The sequence below is a fragment of the Haloarcula sp. H-GB4 genome (assembly GCF_030848575.1).
Classification (GTDB): domain Archaea; phylum Halobacteriota; class Halobacteria; order Halobacteriales; family Haloarculaceae; genus Haloarcula.
This window is the reverse complement of the sequence record NZ_JAVDDX010000003.1, coordinates 148,023-174,860: the sequence shown is the minus strand read 5'-3', so window position 1 is coordinate 174,860 and position 26,838 is coordinate 148,023. Positions and strand designations below refer to the sequence as shown.

Here is a 26,838-nt window from a genome sequence, read left to right as displayed (position 1 = left end):
TCATCCACCGATAACTGAGTAGCATTAGTAGCGGCATTACAATGTGTCATCTGGAGAAGCGTGTGAGTGATGAAAGCAGTAGTTCTCGCAGCCGGGAAGGGAACACGACTTCAGCCATTGACTGATGACCTCCCGAAAGCGTTAGTTCAAGTAGATGGAAAACCGCTTCTAACCCACTGCCTTGACGAGCTCGTTTCACTTGATGCAGACGAGTTTGTTATCGCCGTCGGATACCGTCAAAAGCAGATTATTGATTATTACGGTAACTCGTACGATGGTGTCCCAATAACGTACGTCCACCAGGAGGAACCTGCTGGGCTAGCGCACGCCTTGCTACAGGCCGAACCGGAAATTGAGGATGATTTCATGTTGATGCTGGGAGACAATGTATTTCGAGGAAACCTCAGCACAGTTGTGCAACGTCAACGGGAACAACGGGTCGACTGTGCGTTTCTGGTAGAGGAAGTTCCAGAAAAGGAAGCGTCTAGATATGGCGTTTGCGTGACCAATAAATACGGTGAAATAACCGATGTAGTAGAGAAGCCGGACAACCCTCCGTCTAATCTGGTCATGACCGGCTTTTATACGTTTTCGCCGGCAATATTCAAAGCTTGTAGCCTCGTCCAGCCCTCTGATCGCGGCGAGTACGAACTCAGCGATGCTATTGATTTACTGATGGACAGTGGAAGAACAATCGACGCTGTTCGTCTCAACGGGTGGCGTATCGACGTTGGGTATCCTGAAGACAGGGATGCTGCAGAGCAACGTCTTTCAGGAGAAACGGCCACACTAACTTCTGACGGCGGGAACATCCCTCAATAGATCCGGCCAATACAGACGATAGTTGATGTGCTCCAGAAGTTCCGGTCAACTAGCTATATCGCGCTTTCAGCATTGGTTCCTATTCCCCTGCCACATGGTGAGTATACGGGAGAGTCACATTTGTGCCATGCCGCATGTACCGGTTTTTGCCCTGTTATCTCCAATCAACTGCTTTGTTTGGTGGCCGGGAGTCGATGAATCCCAGTGCTATTTGATTCATTGTTTACGGAGTCTACTCTTATCAGCAACAATGTTCCTGTGGCACATCGACGGGGCGCCCAGTTGGAACATTTTGCGCCGGCAATTGCCGATACAGCGACTGTCACAAGCAAAATTACCGCCCAATAGCACTCTAGTAGTAGCATAACAAAACAGGAAGGCGTGTATTGACTTGTCTATGTGCGCTGGATGGGCCCAACAGTTTGTGGGAGTTTTTGTCGTCTGGCTATCGACGACGCTGGGGGGGATGATATTTATTGGTCGTTGGAATCCGTTATTGTATTACCTGCTCAGCTACGCGGGCTTTCTCTTTGCGGTCGAACTCAGTAAACCAGATGGTGTCCGGCCAAAAAATCACAGGCGACTACGCTGGATTTCCATGGGCGGGTTTGTGGTCTTTATTTACGGGGTTGTGTCATGGGTCCAGGCAGTCATTGCAACCATGCCGGCGTAGGCCGGGCAAGTGAATGGCTTGCCTAATAATGAAGGGGGGCTATACTAATATCTTGAAAGCGAGAGCAACCTTATAGAAGGAATTTCATGGTATCGGTTAGTGTTGTCATCGCGACATTGAAAACGCGAGATGAGATTGAAGCGATACAGTGCCTCAAAGATCAGGCATTCGATGACTTTGAGGTTATCGTGTGTGACGAAAGCCCAGTGACCAGAGCACGAAATGAGGGAATCAGACGGGCCTCAAGCGACAAAATCGTGTTTCTAGATGACGATTCCCGAACCCGACCGGGGTATCTTCAAAAAGCCAACGAGGTCCTTGAAACAGAGGCGGCATACGCCGGTCGAACTATCCACCCTGCAGATGACGTGTTTGCTCGACATTTCACCACGCATTACGACTGGGGAGACGATGCTTGCTACGTCAAACATTTCTGGGGGTGTAATATGGGCGTTCACAGGGACGTTTTCGAGGCCGTCGGTGGGTGGGACGAAGAAATGGGGTGGGGGCACGAAGAAAAAGAACTCGCCAGGCGAGTCAGAAGCGAGTTTGACATTCGGTACGATCCCGAACTCATTGTCGACCATCCATATGCATCATCCATTACTGACTACTGGAAAAAACAGTATAAACTCGAAACGAAGAGTCCGTACTACTGGTCAAAGTGTAACATCTCGCAAGCGGATCAACTCAAGAATATTTTCTGTGAGGTACTTGACCCGCTGAATTACGTCAGAATAACGCCAGTAGCTACCGTGATAGAAGCGGGTAGTACTGTTGCAAAGACGGTCGGACGTCTTCGAGGAGTCCTCGATCAGACCCACCACGACGGAGACAAAGGCGAGGTGCCGGATATTGATCGGACCTCCCAATCTGCAGAGCTGTCGAGATAACGTTACTCTGGGATCTTCGATGTTGAGAGTTTAGAGAGATAGTTGCTTCTGGTCTCAACTCGTTCATTAGAGAAAATTGGAAGAAATTCAGTACTAGTTATTCGCCGAAGCCCTGTTCACCATACCCATCTTCACCGTACCCACGATACAACATCTCCCGCTTCATTAGCACTGCAGCACCAAACGAGAGTCCAGTCGCAACGAGGGTCAGAATGGTCCGCCGGGTCGCCTGCTCCGACTCCACAGTCTTAGTCTCTTCATCTGAAGACATCAGTACAGTGAGATAGTCTCCCTCGGTACCGTAGCTACGCTTTGTCGGCGACGATTTTGGTCCATCGTTATCGAGAATCCAACGACGGAGACCGTTTTAGTAAACAGGCCATACCGTCAATCACGCTACAGTATATCCCCCTATTGACCACTTTGTGATTTGGACACAAGGCCAACTACTACCGATATGGAGGGATCCCAAAACTAGACTGTAGCCGGCTTGGCTGGCTTCGTATGTTCACTCACAGAGTGACTGTGATTCGTCCACGGGTGAACGACCAATTAGTTGGAGAACCGGTTGTCCTCATTGGAATTCACCAAGTTTGGGGTAGTTAAGAGTCATATAACACGCTGTTCGTGATCTAAAACGACACGAGATGGCGCTTACTCCCTTCTCAGATAGAACCGGCCAGAAGTTCATATATATTGTCACGATGGTAGTGAGAAAGCAGGCAGTCGGTGGGGACTGTCTGGGTAAATCAGTACGAGGTTACTACTATTGAGGCTACTAACCCACCTTCCATCGATGACTTACACTGTCGCAGTCATTGGGACTGGTGAGGATCCGGATGACCCGGATACCGACGGGTTCGCAATGGCATACAGACACGCAGGCGCGTACGAACGGCTGGATTCGTGTGAACTCACCGCCTGTGCTGACGTCGTCCCAGAGAACGCGAAAAACTTCGGCGAACGATGGAATCTCCCAGATGGAAACGTCTACACGGACACTGAGAAAATGCTCAATGCTGTCAAGCCCGACATTGTCAGTGTCTGTGTTCCGCCCCATATCCACGCACCTGTCGTGATGACGTGTGCGGAGAGCGGAGTGATGGACGCCATCCACTGCGAAAAGCCGATGGCAACGAGATGGGAGGACTGCCAAAAAATGGCATCGGCCTGTAAGCGGGCCGGCATCCAACTCACATTCAATCATCAACGGCGGTTCGGAAAGCCGTTCCGGAAAGCAAAGTCGCTGCTTGAAAACGGAAAGATAGGCTCGTTAGAGCGAATTGAACTCGGTGGGAAAAATCTATTTGATTACGGGTCGCACCTGTTTGACCTCTGTGGGTACTTCACCGATCAGGCGATGTCGAAATGGGTGATGGCTGGGATCGAATACAGCGAGGAAAACGTGCAGTTTGGGGCCCACAACGAGAACCAAGCCATCGCGCAATGGCGGTACACGAACGGAGTCGACGGACTTGCATCGACAGGCGACGGTGGCATTGTCGACTGTCATATGCGGTTACTGGGCTCAGACGGAACGATAGAAATCGGTGGTGAGGTTCCGCTACGAGTCCGAGCTGGTAAAAGCTGGACGACGATCGATACCGGTGGAGAGGACGTACATGGTCCCAACGAAACAATATTCGACGCTGCAAAACAGAAGATCAGCGCTCGAATACCGGGAGCCACTGTAGAAAACGCGAGACCCGAAAGCTATATCGACCGTGCCATAGCGGACACCGTCGACGCACTTGCCACAGGCCGTGAACCTGAACTTTCAGCTGACAACGCACTGCAGGCAACGGAACTTATATTCGGATGCTGGGAGTCGGCTCGGCGGTGCGGGCGAGTCGATTTCCCGCTGGAGATTGACGACAACCCGCTGGAATCAATGGTCGAAAGCGGACAAGTGCTCACAGCTGACAATCAGTAAATCTAGTGCACCGAACAGTTGCACACTGAGAGGGTCCGTCAGGATACCCCCTCATAGGTCGGCTGCGTTACAGTTACCCCGCCCATAACAAACAGACGGTATCCGAAGTATGTAGCAACAGAGAGTCTATGCAGGCACAGCAATACAGAGTATTGAGTCGGGAGAGCGAACTGGTGTCCGGTAATCGGCCAGATGTCGTGGCTCGTCACATACGTGACGGGGAGTTCAAGCGACGATGCTAGATAAACTGAAACAGTTGATAAAGCGACTGCTCCCAGCCAGTGATGATATTATGGAGCAGGCTGTGAAGAGTGGCGTTTGGGTCGGCGTAATGAACGTCACTGAGCGGGGGCTAGAGTTGCTATTGCTGGTCATCGTTGCTTCACTGTTGTCTCCGCGTGCATTCGGGTTGATGGGGATTGCGCTGTTAACACTCTCCTCACTCAAGAAGTTCTCTGAGTTGGGTATCAAGTCTGCTCTGATACAGGCCGAGGAGGACAACGTTGACGACGAGCTCAACACGGCCTGGACAATCGAGACAGCCAGGGGGACCGTAATCGCCGTGATCCTGTTCCTTGGAGCCCCGTTTATTGCATCGTTGTTCAACGAACCTGCGGCGACCGACCTGTTTCGGGTCATCGCCCTCTCGCCGTTTATCGTTGGGTTACGAAACCCCGCTGTCGTCTATTTCCAGAAGAGTTTAGATTTCCACAAAGAGTTCGTCTACAGAGTCAGCGGCGCGGTGGCGTACTTCGTCGTCACTGTAGGCATAGCTCTGTATGAGCCAACTGTCTATGCACTGGCAATCGGATACATCGCCGGCGACGCAGCCCGGTTCCTCGTCTCGTATATCGCAGACGGATACCGGCCATGGCCGTCGTTTGACGTCGATGTTGCGAAGAAACGGTACAGTTTCGGGAAATGGGTTACCGCCAACTCGATCCTATACTTCCTGTACAGTAGAGGGGACGATGCGTTTGTCGGCTGGGCGCTCATGGCAAGTGCATTGGGATTTTACCAGCTCGCTTACCGGCTCTCGAACGCGCCGGCGACCGAAATCACACAGACAATCTCGAGTGTAACGTTTTCAGCGTATTCGAAGGTGCAGAACGATGTCGAGAAGCTACGGTCCGGATACTTCCAGACGCTCAGAATGACCACATTGGCTTCGTTCCCAGCAGCGATGGGGATCGCGGCAATCGCACCCGCGTTCGTCGAGGCGTTTTTTACCCCCGAATGGCAGCCGATGATACCGGTAATGCAGTTGCTAGCTATCTATGGGCTATTGCGTTCAATGGGTGCGACGATGGGACCGGTCTGGAAGGCAGTCGGACGGCCTGACTATATCGCTAAGCTCTCCGCTGTACGTGTCGCCCTCATTACGATATTCATCTACCCAGCCACGATGATGTATGGGATCGAGGGCACCGCAGCCCTCATTACGGGCATCTACATCTTCCCGATGATGCCGATAGACACCTATCTTATTGCCCGGACTGTCGAAGCGTCTCCGATTCGAGTCCTCAAGGAGGTCTCGTATCCACTGGTGGCAAGTCTTGGGATGGGAGCCGCAGTGACCTACGTCTATCAGACAGTGACTCTTAATGCGCCGGTATTGGAGTTTATCCTGTTAATTCTCGTGGGTATCGGAGTGTATGTCGCACTGGCTCTGGCCCTCATGTTTAGTTTCAATTGGGAAGTCAAGCAGAACCTCGAATCAATATTCGATGCGTTGGCGTGATCAAAATGAGACAGACAATCCAAATCAATCGACCTGGCGAACAGAGGAGTGAAGCGCGATGAAGCGACGAACAGTGCTTGCTGGCGTCCTCCCGTTTTTACAGGGTACGCGTTGGTTAGATCAGCTGCTGCTTGTCAATCAAGGAGAGGTAGTTCAAAAACGGTTTGTTGGCATCGCTGAAGGGGAGACGACTGAGATCGCCGTCATCGACGATGACGAGACAACTGTTTCGTCCGAGCATGAGGGACAGCTCGGGCAGTCACCAGGGGAGATACCGCCAGAGGTTGCAACTTCGATACGAAAAACCTACGACTCTATACAGTTCCACGTCACAGTCGATCACCACAACAGCAGTTTCAAACTGTTCAGTCGGACTGGAACAATGGATTACCGGACATCAAGAGCGCTCTACAGCGGTACCACAGTGGGGGACCACATTTCGTTTCAGACATCTCTCCTGAACGGTGATACCATCATCTCACTGTCGTGTCTGGCAAACGAAAAGGAGTCCCTACAACGTCGGTGTCGAGTCGGAGTCGAAGACCCGACCACGGAATGACCACTCCAGCGTAGAGACTCGTTCAGGAATATTGCGTAGAGCGTGGCCGCATTTTTCACAGAATATTCCTCTGTGAATATACTGCTACATCAGGTCCAGCAGCAGGGTTTGTTTTCGAGTGAATGCATCCCAAACTTGAATACCGAAGTACCGGACGGAGTGGTTCAAGAAATTCAATCAGCACCATATTAGAAGTCAATAGCGCAGTTGCTAAACCGAATATACTTCAAGAGGCCTGACATCCCACAGCTAAAGATGTGAGTGACAGCCATCCGTTAATCACTGCTGAGAATAGCTGGTACATCGGACGGACTGGTAGGAGCTGTGAACCCTATTGCGAATGGCTCGAACATCTTGAATCCACAAGAGAACTTGAGCGGACGACCTCGTTGTCTCTGAAACAAGACCCAGTGATGTAGGTCTATTGAGTTCCAAACAAGACTGATCTGATTGCCACGAGTTAGGGGTCTAGCTGATGGTAGGACGCTCTTAATATTCCAAATATACAGCAACACAACTATACCAGATAAGATATAATTTCTCAATTGCTATTTTCAAACATAAGATTTTCTCGAAATGTGGTATGCAAGAAAGTAACGGATGGAGATCAAGCTATGTAAACGAGATCTAACCGGTAACAACGAATAAAATAGTAAATAGGGATTACCGGAGTGTGACCAACGAAGAACAGAATCGCTCGTGCGACAGTGGTGAGGTGTCGCGAGATGAAAGTAGTACGACGGGATCGACCATCGTAGACCGCCGCACGTACATGAAAATAGCAGGCGTTGCCGCCGCGTCCTTGGCAGGATGTGCCGGTAAAGATGATCCTACCGCAGGGGGAGCGGCAACAAAATTCGGCTACGGTGGTGAGCCTGCAGTTACGACGCAACTCGCCGCAGTCGACGTTTCGAAGGTGGCCGAAGATACCAGCATGGCAAGTTCGGTCAGCAGGCTCAGCATCGATTCACCGCTCTCGACAACACTGTCTCCAGGTTCCTCTGACCTTTTTGCGTTCAGGCCCGACAGCGGAGATGTAGCGGTTAAATTTACGCCAAGTGCAGATACGGGTGCTGCGGCGCTTGGGATGTTCAATCCCGACGGTGAACTACTCTCCCAGGCGTACGCGAGTTCGGATGCCCCGGTGTATCTGCCGGAGTCTCTCTCAGACAGTGGCACGCACTACCTGCAAGTAATGGATATCAGTCGAAGCGGTGGCGATTACTCACTAACCATTTCGACGGACAGCACGACACAGTCTCAGTCACCCTACGAGGGGACTGTCAGAGCAATTCCTGGTCGTATTCAGGCACAGAATTTCGACCTTGGTGGCGAAGGCGAAGCGTACCATGACACGTCTGGTGGAAATATCTACGGTTCATCAAGCCGAGATACAGACGTTGATATCCGGCCAACAGAGGACGAGTCAGGGAAATACAATATCGGCTACTTCCAGACCGGTGAGTGGCTCGAGTACACACTCGACGTCTCACCCGGAACGTACGATGTTAGGGTCCGAGTGGCCTCGGCACTTTCTGACGGGCGACTCGAACTGTCTCTTGGGGATCGTACCCTCACAACCGTCACTGTCCCTAACACAGGCGACTGGACCTCGTGGGAGACAGTCACCGTAGAGGACATCGAAATCGAGTCCGAGCAGCAATCGACGCTTCGCGTCGAAGCACTAGATTCCGGTGTGGAATTCAATTGGGTCGAATTCGATAGAGTCGATGCACAGAAGCCGTACAATGGGACTCTAGCCACGATTCCCGGACGCATCGAGGCACAAAACTACGACACGGGTGGTGAGGGGGTATCATACTCTGATACGACTGCTGGAAACGAATACGACACCAGTTACCGTGACACCGATGTCGACATTAGAGAGACCCAAGACGACTCCGGGGAATACAACATCGGGTACTTCGAAGACGGCGAATGGCTCGAATACTCGGCCGATGTTTCGCCAGGACAATACGACCTCAGGGCTCGTGTTGCAACAACGCGAGACGATAGACAACTCAAGTTCTCTCTCGGCGATCGGGAATTAGGAACCGTTGACGTTCCCAACACGGGCGGATGGACCTCGTGGGAGACTGCAACACTGGAAGACGTGACCATCGATGCCGACGGACAGCGGGTGCTTCGGGTCGAAGCTATCGGGTCCGGCATCGATTTCAACTGGGCCGAGTTTGAGGTCGTCGGGAATCAGCCATTCGATGATATCCCGACGCTTCCCGGCAGGATACAGTCACAAGCATACGACCTTGGCGGAGAAGGCGTGTCGTATCACGATACTACTGCCGGCAGTGAGTATGGTCTTGGCTATCGGGATTCTGATGTCGATATCCGAGAAACGCAGGACAGTTCCGGGACGTACAACGTTGGGTATTTCGAGGACGGTGAATGGCTCGAATACACCGCGGAGGTGCCGGGCGGAACATACGACATCGACGTTCGCGTCGCGACGACACGCGATAACAGGCAATTGCAGTTCAGCCTCGACGGTGAGCAACTTGGGACAGTAGATGTCCCGAACACCGGCGGCTGGACGACCTGGGAAACGGCGACGCTTCCTGACGTGACGGTCCAAGATGATGGCGAGCACGTCATCCAAGTGAAAGCAGTTGGCTCCGGCATTGATTTCAACTGGTTCGAATTCAGCGAAGCGACCGAGACGGAGACACCAACTCAGACGCCAACGGAAACTGAGACACCAACTCAGACACCAACGGAAACTGAGACGCCGACTGAAACCGAGACAGCGACCGAGTCAGGTACTGACGACTTTGGCAGTGAAGGCTACGGGATGGGTGGGTACGGGGGTACCCAGTAACGCGACAAATCAATGGCAGAACGATACAACACGCCCGCAGAGGGCACGCTCGATTGGCACGTACCGCTCAACGAAAACTTCGAAAAACTCGACAGCCACGTCGAACTCCGGGATGCAGAGTCCAATATCAGCCAGTACGAACCGAAGACGGGGTCGAAGTTCTTGGCGACCGATACCGGTACGGTATACATTGGCGACGGCAGCAACTGGAACCGCGTTGGGAGCCTCAGTGCATCCGACGATTCCGTTTCTGAGGCCGACGACGGGTCGCTCATCGCACCGCCGGGCGAAGTACAGTCCGTAATCGATCAGGCGTCTAAGTCACACACCTGGGCACAGGGCCCGAGCCGAACTGTGAAGCTCGTCTCCGGTGAGAACTACTTCCCATCGGATACTATCAGACTGAAGCGGAATGTCCGGCTCGAATGTAACGGCGCTCGGATCATTCCGGAAGGCGACTTCAATGTCATTGAGATGTACCGCGGGACGCAGCTCATCGATCCGTTCATTGACACCCGGTCGGTTAATTGGAATTCGACACAGGTCGTCGTCGGCGCATCGGACGCAGACAAAATTGAGCTGGCGAACCGCGCAACCGTTGAAGACGCCTATCTCTGGGGAACACCCGGCGAGGGCATCGGACTCCAGTTCTTGGGTGGTTCGAAACCCTGCTCGATGCAGGTCGCTAGCGGAACAATACACGGGTTCGATATCGCGATCGACCTCTATGCCAGCGGCAACGATTACAGTGGACAGGGCGACTGGTCGAACGGGAACCAGTTCTACGGCTCACTGGAAGCCTTCCGTGTCGGCGTCAACCAGCGCTCTGAGGGAGCTGAAGTCTCGGGGAACGTCTTCAAGTTGATGGTCCAGCCTGACAACGATGTGAGCGAATGGCTCTGGTACATGGAGGACGATCCCCGCTCCGATAGCGATCGAGACGACAATATGTACCGGAAGTCGGGGAACACCATGATGGTGTATCCGTGGGACAACAACAATTATATGGACAACAATCCGTTCGCTGAGAGTGGCGATCGGAAGCCACCAGTGTGGTATATCGGCGAGGGGATAAACTACGGTAATTCACTCGTTGACCAATCCGGGAAGCTCGGAAACCAGTATATCGTCAATAATTCTGATTACCCAGATCGAAATGGGATCTTCACCTATCATGGTGGGAAGGTCACCGGCACCAGGCAGTTCTCACATCCGCCTGCGTACCAACGGAACAGCGAAAGTCGGATGTGGCACGAAGACTCGAAGAACTAATCCCATTAGGACTACTTAGGCGCTCGTAGCCGACAGGGAAACTATTTACTCAGCCTCATTTCGTGACTGAGGATGCCAATTTCGGCTATCGTTTTGCTGGTATGCTGGTTGTGTCTCAAACTCTGTTGTACCCACGACAAAGCCACCATGTGCAGTGAAGATGCCGTTCCTGTCTGGCGTATCTGAATTGTTGAGCACGTATTGGTTACCACGCACCCCGCTCATATCTAAGAGTGAGTTTCCGTACCGGCGACCACGCCCGATAAACCAGAACGGCGCATCTCGATCGCTCTCCGAATAATATGAGTTATTCCGCTTGAATGACGATACGTCCCAGGGATATGCCATTACCGTATTGCCTTTCATAACGAATTTATTATCATCTCGGGACTCTCGTGGGTCGGCCTCCATTTTCCAGAGCCATTCACTTACCTCTGGTTCGGGCTGCGTCTGTATGCGAACGGTATTCCCACTGACCTCCGCACCGTCCGACCGCATACTAATCCCGATCCGGAAGTCCTGTATCCGTCCCCAGAACTGATTCCCGTTCGACCAGTCACCTTGTGGATCGCGGTTCTCACCAGCAGCGTAGAAGTCTACTGCCCGGTCAAACCCATCAAGGGTCCCGTTTGCGACCTGCATCGAGCAGGGTTTCGAACCACCACGGAACTGTATTCCGATACCCTTGCCTGCGTCTCCAAGAAGGTATGCGTCTTTTACCCAGGCACGGTTGGCTGTATCTAATTTCTGTGCGTTTTGAGGGCCAATAACGACCTGTGTCGAACTCCAACTCTTGCCCCGAGTGTCGACAAAGGGGTCAATTAGAACTGTATCACGGGCGAGTTCGAAGACGTTGAAGTCACCCGTCGGGACTACTTTCGCCCCATTACATTCCAGTCTGACACCTCTCTTTAGACGGACCGTCTCGGATACTTCGTACGTCTCACCGGAGACCAGCTTGACGGTCTGTGCAGGAGCCTGTCCGAACTCAGACCCAGTAGATGCGGTATCGATAACGTCCTGTAGTTGTCCTGGTTGCGCGACGAACGTGCCGTCACTCATTACTGTGGCTCTCTCGCTGCCCTCAGTAAGTGAGACGGAACGCGCGCGCCCTGCCGCGCTGCCAAACTCCAGCCACTCCTCTCCGTTTCCGATAAATATACGTCGCGAATCTGTTGCGAGGAACTTGGCACCCTCCTTTGGTTGATACTGATCTAGGTTTTCAGCAGCATCTTTGATCTCAACTTCCGTGTCGATACGTGAAAAATTCTCGTTCAACGGGACATGCCAGTTCTGTGCTCCGCGATCCGGGCGCTGGTAGCTGTGGTTCGGTGTCTCTTTAGCCATATCGGTCACTTTACACAAGGCAAGTAAAATATACTGTTGCTACTCTCCCGGTGGATTTTCCCAGGGCTATTACTCAATCAGCGGTTGTGCGTAGGCGGTCTCTTCGGGTCTCGTCTCAAGTTCCCGATACACTCGCTCAAAGCCATCCACCATCGATTCAATCGTAAACTCACGTGCCGCCCGCTGCCGTGCAGCGGTTCCAAGCGTTTCAGCAAGTGACCGGTGCTGATGTAGACGGATAGTCGCCCACGCAATTTCGTCAGGTGACTGTACGTCGACGAACAACCCAGTCTGGTAATTCTCCAGCAGATCATTCGTGCCGTCCACAGGTGTCGCGACGATCGGAAGCTCCGCAGCCATCGCCTCGATCACTGCACCGGGAAGCCCCTCGTAATGAGAGGGAAAGGCGAAGATGTCAATCGAACCGAGAAGCGCTGGGACATCTTGCCGCGTTCCGAGGAAATGAACCGAATCAGCACATCCGAGTGAATTGACCCGCTCCATCAACCGCTCCCGATCGGCACCATCACCGACGAATACAAGATGTGCGTCAGGGATCTCAGCGACGATAGTGGGCCACGCATCAAGCAGATCAAAGTGGCCCTTCCGCTCAACAAGACGGCCGACGGTTCCGACTACAGTGGCCTCCGTCGGGATGTCCAGCTCTGATCGCAGGTCCGCCGAGTCTGTTGTCCGGTACTGTTCGATGTTCCGGCCGTTGTACACCACCGCCACGTTTTCTTCCTCTGCACCGCGTTCAACAGCGTAGTCCCGTCCCGCTGTGGAGTTCGAAACAATCGCGTTTGAGAGCGGTATCGTCATCCGGTCGATAACGCGGCGTGCAAGCGGTTCGTCGTTAGGCACCTCGCGAACCCCAGTGATAATGGTTGTAGAACAGAATACGCCGGCGATCCTGGCAATTACGTTGTCGTAAAAAAGAAACGACTGTATGATATCGGGTTGCTCACGACGGGCGACGATGCAGAACTTGAGCGGGGCGAACAGATAGACGAGCGGGCTTTCGACTCCGTCTATTGCCCCGTTCGAAATACGACCAGCGTCAGTAAGCGACCGAACGGTGACTTCATCCGAGAGTTCTGATTCGAGTGGGTTCGTCGAGAATATCGTCCAGATAGTGATGTCGTACTCCTTGCCATTAACTTCATTCGCTAAATCAACGAGTGTTCGCTCGGCACCACCGACTACAAGTGCGCCGATAAAGTACCAGAGAGTCGTACGCTCTGCTGTCATTCGGGAATCACTCCGTTGAGTTGTCTGGTATTTATGAGATGAGGTGTGGTCTTCATGTTCATACGAACGGTCATACTCAAAGGTAACCCATGTTTTCGAGCTGTTCTGTCGTCCCGTCGTCAATGTCACGTACTGTCTCCTCACTCTCCCCGGAGAGGCGGTCCGCTATCTCCACCCGCGCTTCGTCCGCAGTAAACTGTGGGTTTCCGTACGACTGATGTCCCGGCAGAAACCGACGGTATGAGTCTCGAACCTTCCGGTTGTGGAAGACCTGTCGTCCGAAGGGTTTCTGCAGTAGTAGTGCCATGTAGATAATCGATGACGTTATTTTGTGTCCATCCACGAACGTGTGACCACCGTGTTCATCCCAGAGACTCTTGATTGTCCGCTCAAACCCACCAGTGAGGCTGACGAACTTCTCGGCGGGCCCTGGTAACGAACCGTATCGAATGTGGTTCAGGTGCGTGTAGCCGGTTGTCCTACCCGCTCCTTCGTTGGTCCCGTCTACCTTCCCGAAATCAGGTTGCGTGGCCATCGCGCTGGCGACTGTCGGTAGGATGTCTACATGGTGTAGGAGCCCGTTCTCACCCGAAGAAGCCAAGTCCGGATGAATGAAGCTCGTCGGAACGTATACGACTTCAGGCGTCGCGAGATGTGTGTGTCCGAAGTACCCGTACTCTCCGAGTACCTCACCGTGGTCACTGGTATAGACGACGAGAGTATCTTCTCTGAGCCCTCTGCGTTCAAGCGTCCGTAGGACACGCTTGAATTCTTCGAACGAGCGGTCTACACCCTCGTAATAATCTCTGCGTGCCGTTTCCGGGTCCGAGGATATGCGCCAGAGGTATTCAAGAGCAGTTTCGTTGCGGTATTCGTAGTCGTCCCAGTCAAATCCGTTGTACGGTGCGTGGCCACCAGGCCGACGCGCAACGTGAACGAAGGGGGGTTCAATATCGTCAATCGATTTCCGTGGGGGATCAGCAAACATCTCCGCAATACTGTGGTTCATGCCGCCTTGAGCAGCTATCGAAGCCTCGTGGTCCGCAATATCGAATACCGAGCGGACGTTCGCAGGTACAGAATGCTTGAAGCTGTGGATGTTACTGTTCGGTGGTAACAGCCCAGTCAATAGACTCCCAAACGATGTGGGGGTGTGCGTTGATGCTGCAATCGTTTTGTGGGTCTGCCCGAGTTCCGCAAGATCATCGTTAACTGCGTTATATCTGACAGCGTCGTCAACGTATATGAGGACGTTCTCTACGTCGATCTCCATGCTACCAGAGGGTGGCTACTACAACAATATAGTAAAGATACCCCTACGAAGTATGAAACAGCAGGTAAAAACGCTACCAAGAGACGAGAGATCTATCGAGAATATCTCATTTCGTAATTGCTTCACTTTTGATTGAGTTGAGCGTCTTCATCGCGTTTTTGGCCGGCATATAACTAAATCTGCCCCCGAGCGAAGCAAGTGCAAACAGCCACCTATCGGTTCGAAACGGCCAGTAATACACTGATTTGAGTAGGTGCGTTCTCGCATCTGAGTATGCTCTGGTACGTAACGCTTCCTGTCCAAGAATGAACAGGAGTGACGCGAGAAAGGCCCGCTCGTATTTTCGTCCGTATCTCGCAGCGAGTTCCCGGTGTTTCTCAACCATCAGCGGATAGGAGATATCCCGTTTCTCAGCATAGTTGTTGCTGATTCGGTCCGCCTCTTCAGGACAGTGCCGATATGTCAGCACTTCTGGAATCACGCGAAACTCGGTATGTAGTGAGAGTCGTATCAGCCACTCTCTATCTTGCCAGCTGGGAAACCGCTCGTCAGGGAGTCCGGCCTGTGGAATGATATCGGCCGCAACCATCAGCGTCGAGAATTCACCGAACGATTCCCCCAATAGGAGATCTTTGGTAACATTTCCTTCCGCCGTGAAGATAACGTCACGTGTGTAGTCTCCGTAATCATACTCGCATCCGGTGTAGACTACGCCGACACCGTCAGCACTATCTTCCAACTCAGCGACCTGTCGAGCAATCTTTTCCGAGTCCCAGGCGTCGTCGTCATCTAGTAACGCGATGTACTCGCCTTCTGCTCGCTCAATACCCGTGTTCCGTGCCTGGTTCGCTCCTCTGTTCTCTTGATGACGGACACAGTTGATCTTAATGCTCTCTAGCGGCTCTCCGGCAAGTGTATCGGCTGCCAGCTGCGGGGAATGATCATCAACGACAATGAGTTCGATGTTCGAGTATGTCTGGTTCGCGACACTCCGTGCTGCACCTCGAAGTTTGTCCGGTCGCTTGTATGTCGGGAGAACAACGCTGACGAGCGGATTTGGCATATGGCTGGTGGTGATTTGCGGTATCGAAGTAAAGTTAGTGTCTGGCTATGCGTGGCTCTGCTGGCTAATTTTGGGGCGCCACGGACCAGCCGGTGAACCCTCCATTAGCGTATACCTTGTTCGCCGTTGGATCGTTGTGCATTCTCGCCAGACTGTCTTCGCCGTATCGGAATAGATAATCCTGTTGGTCTTTTGTATAATATGATGCGGTGTGCTGTTTGACATCGTGTGTCTTCGTGACGACGTAGCTTCGTCCAAATGTGTCAGAGGCAATAATGTCCGGACTGAAATAGCCGAGGTTCCGTGGCAAGTTATTGTCCATACTGAAACTCTGTGGGTAGTAGCGCGGATGGTTTGTGCCCAAGACGAACGCTTCCATCTTGTGTGACGTGTCCATTGCATGAATGGGAACTCCTTCATCAATATTCGCTGCCATGAATTGTGACCCGTCGTACTCGGCGTATGTCATGTGACGGTTTGGCTCGTAAGCAGCATTTGCAGCGAGACAGGCGCTTAAAAGCACGAGTACGGTCAAGGCAACGGTGATGGCCGAATGGCGCCTAGCAGCGGTATGGATCAGTGCCAGCCCTGTAAGGACCGCAGCGAACAGGAGGGCATATCTGTTGACTCTGATTATTCCCTTCACGATGAGATTGCTCAGAAGGAAGGTCGCTGCGATACCGAGTCCTGCAACGAAGTGAACCGAAGCGAAGCCCCAATCGTACCGCATCCCTTCGGAGAGAAACCAGTACAAGGTCAAGAGGACGGCTACCCCGGCGATAGCGAAGTAAATTGTAGTCGACCCGTATAGGGTGATGAATTTCTCGGCGAGTTGTAGAGGTGAAAACTGGACTGAGCCGGCTCGCTGTACCTCTCTGGCCGCTGGATTTACCTCATCTTGCGACGTGGCGATTTTTATTATAGCTTGGCGCGTCTGACCAAAGTTTGTGAGCCAGGCAAATAGGAGCGGAAGGAAGGCCACGCCAAGCCGGGGGCTGAGTTGCGGAGTGGATGATAGGGAAAGCCGTCCGAATACCCCGGAATAGATAGAGGTCAACAGTAAGACACCCAGCATAAACAGAGTTGTCATCGGGTGTGAGTAGATGATGAACAAGCCGACCAAAAGAATCAAAAGAAGGTACTCGGTGTCGTTACTCCGTCGGTAGAGTTCTGTGAGCGTAAGCAGAACCGGAACGATCATGAATGAGTTCATCGCCGGGTGGTTTGAGAGGTGGAAAGTCGTATAAATGAGAGTGCTTCCGGCTGCTAATCCGGCCGCTAGACTCCCCCGTTTGCCAGAGAGCGTCTTCACAAGGACCCCGATGCCGATGATCTGGAGCGTCGTAAACAACAACGCTGCCAGGTATGGCATCGCGTCAATCGGGACACCTAGCATCGTCATCTCGGCCATCAGCACGTGTTCACCAGGATACCAGATTCCGGGAAGTGATCCTGTTTCGAGAATCGCCCTGACATCGCCGAAGTGTTGCAGTGCATCTGCTGTTCCCTGTCCGTAAAACCGATAGCCGCGAGCTTTCGGGAGGAAGAAATACAGCGCGTAGTTTGAAAGAACGAGGCCAAGGCCATGTCGCCAGTACCTCGTTTGCGTAATAGCTGCTGCTATCAGGGTCAATATTCCACCGACCATGATCGAATAGAAAGTGAACCAGAACATCTGGGACAGTCCATCGACCAGAGAGGTTTCATATCCAGTTACTGGTTGAATGGACAGGAAGAGCGCGCTCTCGAGGACAAGGACCCCGGACAGTAGTATGACCAGATATTCCTGTATATCACGGTTGGCGAACTCAAAGCTGTCGAACGATTCCCGGTCAAGATCAGTCTCGTGACTCATTTATTACCCTTCTGACCCGCTACGCAGTGTGAGACCCACGTCTTGCCCAACCTTGCGTAGGGTAGATATTAAGTAATCAGCGACTAACGCTTCTGAGGCTATCGCCCTCACCAAGATCATGTTCCGACCAGTGTCAATAGACCGTCTGAACCGCAATGTCGATTGGGCCACAAAACACGGCATGGATGTGGAACTGTGCAACCTGAATCAGTCGAGGCTCGACTCGCCATTCGTTCAAATCTCGTCCTTGATCACGGGTGTAGGGCTGCTGGTCGACTCCTTCTGGTCTCGAATCACAGAGTCACCGATTTCAGCCACTTGACCCAGTATTTCTGTTGTTTCTTGCACTGTCTCTTCCCAGTTGTAACGTGTCGTTACGATTTCGCGGCCGTGTTTTCCCAGTTCTGAGAGACGGCCCTGATCGCTGAGTAAGTCAGAAATCGCCGTCGCGAATCCCTCGACATTGCCAACTTGGACTGTTTTTCCGGTTTGATTGACTATTTTTGAGGTCTGTTCGAGATCGCTGGCAACTACTGGAGTTTCACAGGCTAAAGCTTCGATAACTGTCCGTGGAAAGCCTTCAGTCCGACTCGGAAGAACGAATAGGTCCGCTGCTCTGAATACCGAAGGCATTGCCTGATAGGGGACCCGTCCGAGGAATGTTACAGCATCTGTCAGCCCCTTATCAGCGACAGTCGATTCGAGACTGTCGCGGAGCGGGCCATCGCCACAGAAAAACAGCGATGCGTCCGGACAGCGCTCTTGTATCCTATCGAATGCAGCTAACACGTCTTGGGGCCGCTTTCCGTCAACTAAGCGGCCAACAAATACGATTGCCTGGCCACTCTGGTGCGCGATATCGGGATGGGCCTGTCCAGCAGGTGAAAAGCGGTTGGTATCGATTCCATTGTTTACAACCGCGATGTCAGCGTCAACACCAAGATTACGGAGTTTGGATTGCTCAACATCTGTGTAGCAAAGCGTAACATCAGCCGAATTATATGTCCACTTACCCAGCGTGCGAAGGTGTGCACGTGAGAACCAGAACGGACCTCGTTGTGAGTTGAGGCCGTGGCACGTGATTGCAATTGGGATGTTAGCCATTCGGCAGTACAGCGCGGCCACGTTACTGGAGAAGAACAGGTGAGAGTGGGTGTGAACCACGTCGTAGTCTTCCATACCACGCAAATCACGGACGGTGTTAGCGAAGATCTGATTGCCGAGGAGCTCTAGCTTTGGCGGTTGTTTGATCAGAGTGTATCCCTCTTGGTTAGTGACCTCTCGCTCTTCCACATCTTCCGAGACAGTCAAGACGGTGACCTCGTGCCCCATCGCGGCCTGATCACGGCTCAGAGCATGTATGTGATATGGCGCACCACCGACGGTTTCAGGGAAGATGTCTTGGGCGACCCGGAGTATGTGCATTTATTTCGCCCGACTCTTACAGGTAGACGGGTATAGTTAATAGTCCGATTTTTTGAGTAATAGGCCTCTATAGAGAGTACAAGAAACCAGATTGTGGTGAGCAGTCACACTAACTCCGGGCTCCGTATGCCTATTCGAGGACTCCCTGTTCTTGCATACGCACAGCCCAATGTTTGAAAACGTATACGGTCCAGAGGAACCGCGAGTGATCATGGTTTCCATCGAGGTGCTCTTCGAATAGGTCTAAAATCGCAGCAGTATCGAGAATACCCAGGTCGGTAGAGCGGACCATCGAGACGAACTCATCAGCAAGTTCGTGTTTGAACCACTCACCGATTGGCATATCGAACCCGTGTTTGTTTCGCTGTAAGATAGACTCCGGCAGCACATCATCAAAGGCTCGTTTCAGCACACGTTTTCGATCGCGGCCAGTTAGTTTGTGATCCGTCGGGAGACTGAGTGCATACTCAACGACATCAGTATCAAGGAACGGAACACGAACCTCAAGTGAGTTGTACATGCTGGCCTGGTCGACTTTCGTGAGCATCTGATCTGGGAGTGATAAACGGGTATCGACAGCCTGTATCCGTGCCAAACTCTCTCTATCAGTCAGCTCAGGGGATATCGCGGCATGCTGTGTCCGGAGAGTGGTCTGCCCAGCCTCGATTGGGTCAACGTTCGTCACGGACTGGATAGCTTGGTCATCGGATACGCGCATTAAGTCGAAGTGACGTTCCGGAACCGATCGTTCTCCGCTTCGGTTTATGAACCACTGTCCTTTGTATACGGCGTCGCCGATTGCAGTCCCACGTGAGGCTGGTAGTGCATTTACAGCCGGTTCGACGGCGTATTTCCGTATCTGAGATGGAAGCGCCCGATAGTATTTTGACAGGGACTCGACTCGGTACTTATCGTAGCCAGCGAACAGTTCATCGGCACCGTCCCCTGAGAGTGCGACCTTGACGTTATTTCTCGTGGCTCGAGACACAGCGTAGCTCGGCATCAGTGCCGGGTCAGCGAAAGGTTCCCCCAATTTATTCAGGACATCCGGCACGGACTCGCGTACGTCATTCGCTGTGAGCGTGATCTCGTGGTGGTCAGTGTCGTGGAACGAAGCCACCTCTCGTGCCGCCCAAGATTCGTCGAACCGATCCTGATTGAAACCGACGGTAAACGTCTTCACGGGCTCATCAAGCAACTGTGCCATCGTGCCGACAATTATCGTCGAATCGATCCCACCACTGAGGAACGCGCCGAGTTCAACATCGGCCATCAGGCGTTTTTCGACTGCTGATTCGACAAGCGAACGTAGGTGTGAGGCAGCGGTGTCAATATCGGGGTCACGGAGCGTGATGGATGGCTCGTGGTATTTCTGGCGGTCAATACCATCGTCAGATATGAGTATCCGCTCGCCGGGTCGCACCTTCGAGACGTTACGGAAGGCCGTTTTCGGTGCTGGAATATAGCCGAATGCGAAGTACTGAGCTATTGCGTCTCGGTCAATGCCACCGAGGTCCATCTCACTCTCAAACAACGCTGGGAGCTCGGATGCGAACGCGAGTGTGTCGTCCGCTTCGGCAAGGACAAGCGGCTTGATACCCATCGGGTCACGCGCCAGTAACAGACGTTCTCGCTTACTGTCCCACAGAGCGAACGCGAACATTCCGTCGAGTTCGTCGACGAAACTGGGACCCTCTTCCTCATAGAGATGAACCAGCACTTCCGTGTCAGTTTGAGTGGTAAATCTATGTCCAACAGACGTGAGTCGTTCCCTGAGAGGACCGTAGTTATAGATCTCTCCGTTGAAAATGACGGTTACGGTACCGTCCTCGTTGTGGATCGGCTGGCCGCCATTCTTGGGGTCTATGATACTGAGTCGGCGGTGTGCGAGTCCAACACTCCCATCTCTGAAAATCCCGTCGTCGTCAGGACCTCTGTGGCACTGACAGTCGTTCATACGTTCAAGAACATCAGTTTCAGGTGAGCCAGATTGTACATACTGACCACAGATTCCACACATTGTTCGCGTAATCGACACCAATGCTCAAAATTATACCCTCCCTACAGTGTGGAGTGAGATTGACTCTCTTTTGCTCACCGCTACCATTATGCAGTCTGACAGTCCGCTGCTGAACGTCCACAGCGTAGCTCTATTCGATTACGCTGCCTGAATAAACGAGTCAAGCTATTCGAATCAACTAAAGCACTGCAGGAAGGTCAGAACCGTGCTCCGAGGGTCGGCGTAGGGTGAGTATAAACAAGCCCTCTCACACAGACTGTGAAACTAATGGAAAACACTGGCCCGATAGCGTTCTTCGTTCCCTCCCTGACAATCGGTGGTGCCGAGCGTGTGACAGTTTCTGTCGCGAACGGACTCTCTAGACGCGGATATGACGTAGACCTTGTCGTATCGTACGATGAGGGAGATTTCCGGAGCGATGTCGCCGGAAGCGTGAACGTCGTTGACCTCGGAACACAGAGGATACCAGGGATAGGAATCGGTGCGAGCGTTCCCGCTCTCGTGCGATATCTGCGGCGACAATCTCCCGAAGTACTCTTCTCTCAGATGACGTATGCTAACGATATCCATATAATTTCGCAAATTCTATCGGGCACCGATACTACCGCAATTGCTACAATTCATAATACACTCGGGATGCAGGAGGAATCGAAAGAGAAACTCGTCCAGTGGCTGCAACGTCGCCTCGCCCATCAGATAGACCAGTTCGTCGCTGTTTCAGAGGGTGTTGCAGAGAGCGTCGTGGAACACGTTGGTATCAACCGGGAGAAGGTATCCGTCCTCCATAACCCGGTCCCCGTCAATGAGGTCCAAGAGCGGGCAGGAGAGTTGGTGGATCATCCCTGGATCGAATCTGCGAACCTTGACGTTGTCCTCGGTGTCGGTCGCCTAGAGAGAGCGAAAAATTTTGAATCGTTCCTCCGCGCTTTCGAAAAGGTCCATTCCGCCCGACCGGACACACGTGCGATCATTGTCGGCCGCGGGTCAAAGCGAACCAAACTCGAAACCCTCGCTGCCGAGTTAGGTATCGACGACGTGGTTTCGTTTCCCGGCTTTGTCGACAACCCCTACGGCTACATGGCGGGTGTGGATGTCCTCGCAATGTCTTCGGTCCACGAGGGGCTGCCGACCGTACTCATCGAGGCACTTGCCTGCGGATGTCCAGTCGTCTCGACCAATTGTCCCAGCGGCCCGGCAGAGATCCTCAAAGATGGTGAGTACGGCCCACTCGTGAATGTCAATGACGACGAGGGACTCGCAACGGCAATCCAGACGGCACTTGACGATCCACTCCCGAGCGACGTGCTAGTTGAACGTGCGAACGATTTCGCCCCGACAGCCGTAATCGACGAGTACGAAGCGTTTATTCGAAGTTTCGCATCAGTGGATATCGCCGATGGTGCCGGTAAACGATCCGAGCCGCTCACCCCTTCGTGAGCGGCGCAGCCTACAACAGCCATCAGAACTGTGCAAAATCTACCCCAGACTCCTGTCGTCGATAGCTTACGTTACGTCGATCCAGATATGCGTCTCACGGTACGCGTTCTCAGCCGTGGGTTGATCCGGAAGACCTCCCCTGTACAACAAGTACGTTAACCGCAGGCGTTCGCCCTCCAGTACCGGCGTAACCGTGTGACGCTGCAGCCAACGGTCTCCAGCCGCTGTCCGGTTATTATAAGTATCGAGACGTGTGCGCTCAATCACCTCTCCAGTCGGCGCCGTTCTGGCCAACTGCACGGTGACGACGTACTCAGTTGTTGCCATCTCGTGATTCGTGACAGTGAAGTACATCTGTTCGGACTCGCCCATCGTGATCTGTTCCGGATAGCCGCTCGCCTCCAGATCACCAGTCTCATTCTCGGTCAACAGTCCGAACTCTGTGTACGCTTCGCCACGCTGTGGCTGCGCCGCGACCAATGTTACGCTGGCAAGCGCGACGAGGATTGCCACACCAACGACTATAGTCCCCAGCTGGACCCCCTCCCCTTCGGAGCCTCCGCTCGCCGCTCGTGAGTTTCCGAAGGGCATTGAGGTCTGGCCCAGACCCGTCGGTGTCCTTTGGTGGCGGCGATACCACGCGATTCCAGTTGCCACCACAGTTACGATAGCAAGGGTAGTGACAACTGGTGTTGGACGAATCGACCACGGTGTGAACTCAAGATTGACGCCAACGATGATTGCCAAGCAAATACTTGCCGCAACCGAGTATAGTATCCGTTCCGTGGCGATCAACCGGTGGCTCTCGTACTCTGGGTTCCGAGTCGGAAAAAGCGACGCGACCACGGCGTAACCTGGGACAAATAGCAAGAACGGCAGCGCGATGGCAGCGAGGAAAATTCCTTCAAGAGACGACAGTGTTGTGAGGAGCACAACCGCTGTGTACCCCACGACAGCAAGCAAATCGACAGTCGCTAGCGAAGTATCCGACCACCTTCCCATACGTTCCGCTCGCGCCTACGTCATAATAAGTAGCAGCCGCATAACGGTCTTTGAGTATGCCGATCGCGGTATCAAACGACTACAACCGTCCGGAATGAGTCCTACGACTCGGTTCGGGAGAGGTATTTTTGCTGTAACCGCCGGACGCACCCACGAAGTAACAGAAGCGATAGCTTCGGAACGAATGAGTTGTATCTGATTCCGCTCGATTCGTCACCATAAAGCGCCTCCATCGGCACATCCCGAACAGTCATTCCATTGGCGTCTAACTGAATTAGCATATCGTTCAGGAACCCGTAGTCGTCGAACAGGTCGTTCAGAGAGAGTTGTTCGAGCGCCGTCGCGGAAATCGCGGTGTATCCGTTCTGTGGGTCGCGCATTTTCCAGTGTCCGCTCGCGATTTTTGTCAGCATCGTGAGCAGCGCATTCCCAAATAACCGCCAGTTAGACATCTGAGTACAGTGGCGACGCGATATCAGGCGGTTACCTTTCGCGTAATCTGCTTCTCCCTCGACGACTGGGTCAAGTATCTCATCAAGGATGTTCGGGTCCATCTGACCGTCGCCATCAAGGACTGCAACCGCGTCCATGCCGCTCATAAGCGCTAACTCATATCCAGTTTGTACGGCGGCCCCCCGACCACCGTTGGTCTGATGACGGACCGGGACGATCCGCTTGTCGAGGAAGGTCTGGCTTTCAGAAACCGTTTTTCCGGCCCCGTCGGCGACAACTATTTGTTCTGCGGAATCACTGGTTACACCTGCCTGTTTTACCTCGGTATCGACGTATTCTTTGATCTCGGTCCATGTACCATCTGTCGAGCAATCGTCAATAACAAAGACCTGATCAACGTACGCCGGGAGTGAGTCGATGACATCACCGATGAACCCCTCTTCGTTGTATGCAGGGACAACAACACCAATCGTCGAACCCTTATACACGCTCTGTCCCCCCTGAGAATGAGCCGTGTCGCTTCGCGTCTGTGAGTTGCACGGCATGGTTGCATTGCTGGAGTGAATCCGCTACGAGACACACAGAGTTACCGGAAAGTGAGCTACTCATCTCGGGTCTGCTTTCATGCCAGACCCACGCGCCAATAGCAACCTCTGATTCAGTGATAGTCATGGTAGGTTCGTAGGGCCACTCACCGGCCACCAATAGGGCCCTCTCTGTCGCCATGTTGGAGAAATCAATCTATTGTTATTCCTTACTTTCCAGGGTTAGCGGTTATATACAGTGAACTGTTGGGTCGATAAATATCGCGTTAGATTAATTCTGAAAAGCACCCATGTACGGCGATTACTCCTGTGAGAAGGAGTGGTTACTCGAATTGGTCCTGATACGTCGTCCTGATGTCCGCCTGGCGACTAGCGGTTAGATTTTCGTATGACGACCCATATGTATCGTTGGCCAGTTCGTCCCATGACTCAATTCGGTCGCCAGAATCGGTCTGGAACTGTGCATCGAAGTCCGCTTCGACATTCTGTTGAGTTTCGATTTCTAATTTAGTGAAATTAAACTTCTCGCCGGCTTTCACATCGGCATCATACTCTTGCCGAGCTATTTCCTCACGCGTCCGCACCTCTGCGGCTGCAAGACCGTCTGCGAACGGTTGGCGTTCGTGGATCTCTTCGACTTGGCGCTTCGTTTCACTACTCACCTCATCATAGTAGAGTCCGTACTTGTCTTGAGTTATTTCGTCAAGCGAAGCACGATCACCCTCAGAGACACTGGTACTTCCACCGGAACCGCTTGACCCTCCGTCTTTTGCCCAAGACGGCTTGACCGACATAGCTGTGGACGCACGCGCGTCTTCTGAATAAATTCCATAGACGTACGTCTGCAGCCTCAAGGGTTCTACGGGGTACTCTGTCGAGTCAGTTACCGTATATTCGATCTCGAACTGAACGCGAGTCGACTCGCCGGGTGCAAGCGTGACGTTTCTATCGACTCCATAGGCCTCCGGTCGATCATCGTCATCGCTGTCGATCCGATGCTGGATCGATTGGGCTCCAGTTATGTTACCGGTATTCGTTACGTCCGCGGAGAACACAGCCACATCGCCGACGTACAGAACATTTGGTCCATCCAGATCCGACACCTCAAAATGACTATCTTCGACTGTCATGGAGACAGCTTCTGTGTCGGTACCAGTTCCGAGAGAATGGTTGTGTGTCCCACGGCTCAAATTTGTCGTATTCACGCCAATAGACACCGTTGTCGTTTCGTTGGCAGCAAGTGAAACGGAGCGTGAATAGGTGGTATTTAGCGCATCACTGCGGATTGTGACGTTGTCGGTGCCGTCCACATCACCAACGTTCTTGACGACTACGGAGACATTGGCGGTTTCGCCTTTTGTCACGTTGGCCGGTGTGGTCGTGTTCTGCACTTTGAACGTCGCCGGTTGCTGGACAGAGAGTGTGCCAGTCGTTGTTGTGTTTTCCGTGGTGATCTTGTACTGATATTGCCCAGGAGACATATCAGTGGTGTGGACCGTGGTAGTACTCACCTGACTCTGGCCGCCCGCAAGCGAGTATACGCTCTCGTTCAGCGTTTCAGCATCGGTGTATTGGCCGTTTTGGTCCTCGTCGATAGCGATTCGAACGGTTTGGACGCCACGATATGCACCGACATTGGTCAGGTTTGCTCGGACTGAAGCGTTCGTTCCACGGACGATAGTCGCGTTTTCAGTGGTATCCTCGAGTACAAACGTAGGAGGGGTGAGGACAGCCACATTCCCAGTTGCCTTCGGGGACGATGATTCACCGACAGCAACACCGTACGTGTACTCTCCGGAACTGAGTTGCTCAGGCTCGACAGCCAGAGTCACGTTCGTCAGTTCAGCTGCCGAAGCCTCTACTTGTTTTGTTGCTACTGTTTCGGGAGGCTGTTGATCTCCGTCCCCGTTCAATCGTAGTCTTACTTGTTTCGTTGTCGGTTCCGACCCCGTGTTTGTAATCCGAAGTTGTACATGCAGTGGCTCGTCCGGCCGAATTTCGGTCGGAGTCTGCACAGCACGTATTTCCAGTTCGTCCTCGTCCACAGTGGTCGCCGAATCTGCCGGCACATCGGCGAAGCCACCGATTCCAAGCCCTAGCGTAGCGCCTCCAAGGACTAACAGTCCAGCGACGCACCCAATCAGTAATTTTCCATAACCTATTGACAACATGCGTACGCAGGTAGGTTACAAATCATTATTGTTACGACCGCTATACCCGCCGGTAGAGACCCTTTGCATTCAAGATCGAAGAGCGGCTTTCGTTCGGCGATATCTTGGAATGGGTAGCATTCGTTTACCACCAGACGCATCCGTCAAAATGCGAACTGACAGCCACAGTCGTAGTGAATCGATATCGTTCGTTGGCGTCTCAATTAACCGACGGTCGTTAGCTGGACCTGTGGAAATCACACCAAGTTGTGACTCAATACCGGAATT

19 protein-coding genes are annotated in these 26,838 nt (G+C 52.8%); 8 read left to right on the top strand and 11 right to left on the bottom strand.

Going from position 1 to position 26,838, the window contains the following annotated elements; all coding sequences use genetic code 11:
* The first annotated feature begins 69 nt into the window (after positions 1-69).
* Positions 70-822, top strand: coding sequence for a UTP--glucose-1-phosphate uridylyltransferase AglF (gene aglF / locus RBH20_RS16980; RefSeq protein ID WP_306710838.1), 753 nt, complete (start codon positions 70-72; stop codon positions 820-822).
* A gap of 759 nt (positions 823-1,581) precedes the next feature.
* Positions 1,582-2,388 carry a glycosyltransferase family 2 protein gene (locus RBH20_RS16975; RefSeq protein WP_306710836.1) on the top strand — a complete coding sequence of 269 codons (807 nt, stop codon included), beginning with the start codon at positions 1,582-1,584 and terminating at the stop codon, positions 2,386-2,388.
* A 97-nt stretch (positions 2,389-2,485) separates the two neighbouring features.
* Here the strand turns inward: RBH20_RS16975 and RBH20_RS16970 are convergent, their stop codons facing one another.
* A complete protein-coding gene (locus tag RBH20_RS16970) occupies positions 2,486-2,632 on the bottom strand; it encodes a hypothetical protein (protein ID WP_306710834.1) in 147 nt (48 codons plus the stop codon).
* A 552-nt stretch (positions 2,633-3,184) separates the two neighbouring features.
* On the opposite strand from RBH20_RS16970, the gene RBH20_RS16965 reads away from it, so the two are divergent.
* The 5 genes from RBH20_RS16965 (at position 3,185) to RBH20_RS16945 (ending at position 10,729) form a co-directional block, all read left to right on the top strand.
* On the top strand, positions 3,185-4,321 hold the full coding sequence (locus RBH20_RS16965; protein WP_306710832.1) for a Gfo/Idh/MocA family protein: 1,137 nt from the start codon (positions 3,185-3,187) through the stop codon (positions 4,319-4,321).
* Between the two features lie 235 nt (positions 4,322-4,556).
* Complete coding sequence (locus tag RBH20_RS16960) at positions 4,557-6,062, top strand: lipopolysaccharide biosynthesis protein (RefSeq protein WP_306710830.1); 1,506 nt, start codon at positions 4,557-4,559, stop codon at positions 6,060-6,062.
* 58 nt (positions 6,063-6,120) lie between these two features.
* Positions 6,121-6,621 (top strand): hypothetical protein, encoded by a 501-nt coding sequence (locus tag RBH20_RS16955; RefSeq protein ID WP_306710826.1) that lies wholly within the window; start codon positions 6,121-6,123, stop codon positions 6,619-6,621.
* 673 nt (positions 6,622-7,294) lie between these two features.
* Positions 7,295-9,457 carry a carbohydrate-binding domain-containing protein gene (locus tag RBH20_RS16950; protein ID WP_306710824.1) on the top strand — a complete coding sequence of 721 codons (2,163 nt, stop codon included), beginning with the start codon at positions 7,295-7,297 and terminating at the stop codon, positions 9,455-9,457.
* A gap of 12 nt (positions 9,458-9,469) precedes the next feature.
* On the top strand, positions 9,470-10,729 hold the full coding sequence (locus RBH20_RS16945) for a hypothetical protein (protein WP_306710822.1): 1,260 nt from the start codon (positions 9,470-9,472) through the stop codon (positions 10,727-10,729).
* Between the two features lie 45 nt (positions 10,730-10,774).
* Here RBH20_RS16945 and RBH20_RS16940 read toward each other — a convergent pair whose 3' ends face one another.
* The 7 genes from RBH20_RS16940 to asnB all read right to left on the bottom strand — a co-directional run bounded on the left by RBH20_RS16940 (position 10,775) and on the right by asnB (position 20,963).
* Positions 10,775-12,076, bottom strand: a complete 1,302-nt coding sequence (locus RBH20_RS16940) for a hypothetical protein (protein WP_306710820.1) — start codon at positions 12,074-12,076, stop codon at positions 10,775-10,777.
* 69 nt (positions 12,077-12,145) lie between these two features.
* Positions 12,146-13,327: a glycosyltransferase gene (locus tag RBH20_RS16935; RefSeq protein WP_306710819.1), complete on the bottom strand. Its 1,182-nt coding sequence runs from the start codon at positions 13,325-13,327 to the stop codon at positions 12,146-12,148.
* 76 nt (positions 13,328-13,403) lie between these two features.
* Complete coding sequence (locus RBH20_RS16930) at positions 13,404-14,600, bottom strand: sulfatase-like hydrolase/transferase (RefSeq protein ID WP_306710817.1); 1,197 nt, start codon at positions 14,598-14,600, stop codon at positions 13,404-13,406.
* A gap of 106 nt (positions 14,601-14,706) precedes the next feature.
* On the bottom strand, positions 14,707-15,663 hold the full coding sequence (locus RBH20_RS16925; protein ID WP_306710815.1) for a glycosyltransferase: 957 nt from the start codon (positions 15,661-15,663) through the stop codon (positions 14,707-14,709).
* Positions 15,664-15,727: 64 nt separating this feature from the next.
* Positions 15,728-17,518, bottom strand: coding sequence for a hypothetical protein (locus tag RBH20_RS16920; protein ID WP_306710813.1), 1,791 nt, complete (start codon positions 17,516-17,518; stop codon positions 15,728-15,730).
* A 234-nt stretch (positions 17,519-17,752) separates the two neighbouring features.
* The gene (locus tag RBH20_RS16915) at positions 17,753-18,943 is read right to left on the bottom strand and encodes a glycosyltransferase family 4 protein (protein WP_306710812.1); all 1,191 of its coding nucleotides are present in this window, start codon (positions 18,941-18,943) and stop codon (positions 17,753-17,755) included.
* A gap of 130 nt (positions 18,944-19,073) precedes the next feature.
* On the bottom strand, positions 19,074-20,963 hold the full coding sequence (gene asnB / locus RBH20_RS16910) for an asparagine synthase (glutamine-hydrolyzing) (RefSeq protein WP_306710809.1): 1,890 nt from the start codon (positions 20,961-20,963) through the stop codon (positions 19,074-19,076).
* Between the two features lie 267 nt (positions 20,964-21,230).
* Here asnB and RBH20_RS16905 point away from each other — a divergent pair, with 267 nt between their 5' ends.
* Positions 21,231-22,400 (top strand): glycosyltransferase, encoded by a 1,170-nt coding sequence (locus RBH20_RS16905; protein WP_306710805.1) that lies wholly within the window; start codon positions 21,231-21,233, stop codon positions 22,398-22,400.
* Positions 22,401-22,466: 66 nt separating this feature from the next.
* Here RBH20_RS16905 and RBH20_RS16900 read toward each other — a convergent pair whose 3' ends face one another.
* The 3 genes from RBH20_RS16900 to RBH20_RS16890 all read right to left on the bottom strand — a co-directional run bounded on the left by RBH20_RS16900 (position 22,467) and on the right by RBH20_RS16890 (position 26,571).
* The gene (locus RBH20_RS16900) at positions 22,467-23,402 is read right to left on the bottom strand and encodes a DUF1616 domain-containing protein (RefSeq protein ID WP_306710803.1); all 936 of its coding nucleotides are present in this window, start codon (positions 23,400-23,402) and stop codon (positions 22,467-22,469) included.
* A gap of 101 nt (positions 23,403-23,503) precedes the next feature.
* Positions 23,504-24,343 carry a glycosyltransferase family 2 protein gene (locus RBH20_RS16895; RefSeq protein ID WP_306710801.1) on the bottom strand — a complete coding sequence of 280 codons (840 nt, stop codon included), beginning with the start codon at positions 24,341-24,343 and terminating at the stop codon, positions 23,504-23,506.
* A gap of 380 nt (positions 24,344-24,723) precedes the next feature.
* A complete protein-coding gene (locus RBH20_RS16890) occupies positions 24,724-26,571 on the bottom strand; it encodes a hypothetical protein (protein WP_306710797.1) in 1,848 nt (615 codons plus the stop codon).
* Positions 26,572-26,838: the final 267 nt, after the last annotated feature.

What these genes read in the sequence shown, in the direction of transcription:
- aglF (WP_306710838.1), top strand. Translation starts at nt 70, where the DNA reads ATGAAAGCAGTAGTTCTCGCAGCCGGGAAGGGAACACGACTTCAGCCA.
- RBH20_RS16975 (WP_306710836.1), top strand. Translation starts at nt 1,582, where the DNA reads ATGGTATCGGTTAGTGTTGTCATCGCGACATTGAAAACGCGAGATGAG.
- RBH20_RS16965 (WP_306710832.1), top strand. Translation starts at nt 3,185, where the DNA reads ATGACTTACACTGTCGCAGTCATTGGGACTGGTGAGGATCCGGATGAC.
- RBH20_RS16960 (WP_306710830.1), top strand. Translation starts at nt 4,557, where the DNA reads ATGCTAGATAAACTGAAACAGTTGATAAAGCGACTGCTCCCAGCCAGT.
- RBH20_RS16955 (WP_306710826.1), top strand. Translation starts at nt 6,121, where the DNA reads ATGAAGCGACGAACAGTGCTTGCTGGCGTCCTCCCGTTTTTACAGGGT.
- RBH20_RS16945 (WP_306710822.1), top strand. Translation starts at nt 9,470, where the DNA reads ATGGCAGAACGATACAACACGCCCGCAGAGGGCACGCTCGATTGGCAC.
- RBH20_RS16940 (WP_306710820.1), bottom strand. Translation starts at nt 12,076, where the DNA reads ATGGCTAAAGAGACACCGAACCACAGCTACCAGCGCCCGGATCGCGGA.
- RBH20_RS16935 (WP_306710819.1), bottom strand. Translation starts at nt 13,327, where the DNA reads ATGACAGCAGAGCGTACGACTCTCTGGTACTTTATCGGCGCACTTGTA.
- RBH20_RS16930 (WP_306710817.1), bottom strand. Translation starts at nt 14,600, where the DNA reads ATGGAGATCGACGTAGAGAACGTCCTCATATACGTTGACGACGCTGTC.
- RBH20_RS16925 (WP_306710815.1), bottom strand. Translation starts at nt 15,663, where the DNA reads ATGCCAAATCCGCTCGTCAGCGTTGTTCTCCCGACATACAAGCGACCG.
- RBH20_RS16920 (WP_306710813.1), bottom strand. Translation starts at nt 17,518, where the DNA reads ATGAGTCACGAGACTGATCTTGACCGGGAATCGTTCGACAGCTTTGAG.
- RBH20_RS16915 (WP_306710812.1), bottom strand. Translation starts at nt 18,943, where the DNA reads ATGCACATACTCCGGGTCGCCCAAGACATCTTCCCTGAAACCGTCGGT.
- asnB (WP_306710809.1), bottom strand. Translation starts at nt 20,963, where the DNA reads ATGTGTGGAATCTGTGGTCAGTATGTACAATCTGGCTCACCTGAAACT.
- RBH20_RS16905 (WP_306710805.1), top strand. Translation starts at nt 21,231, where the DNA reads ATGGAAAACACTGGCCCGATAGCGTTCTTCGTTCCCTCCCTGACAATC.
- RBH20_RS16900 (WP_306710803.1), bottom strand. Translation starts at nt 23,402, where the DNA reads ATGGGAAGGTGGTCGGATACTTCGCTAGCGACTGTCGATTTGCTTGCT.
- RBH20_RS16890 (WP_306710797.1), bottom strand. Translation starts at nt 26,571, where the DNA reads ATGTTGTCAATAGGTTATGGAAAATTACTGATTGGGTGCGTCGCTGGA.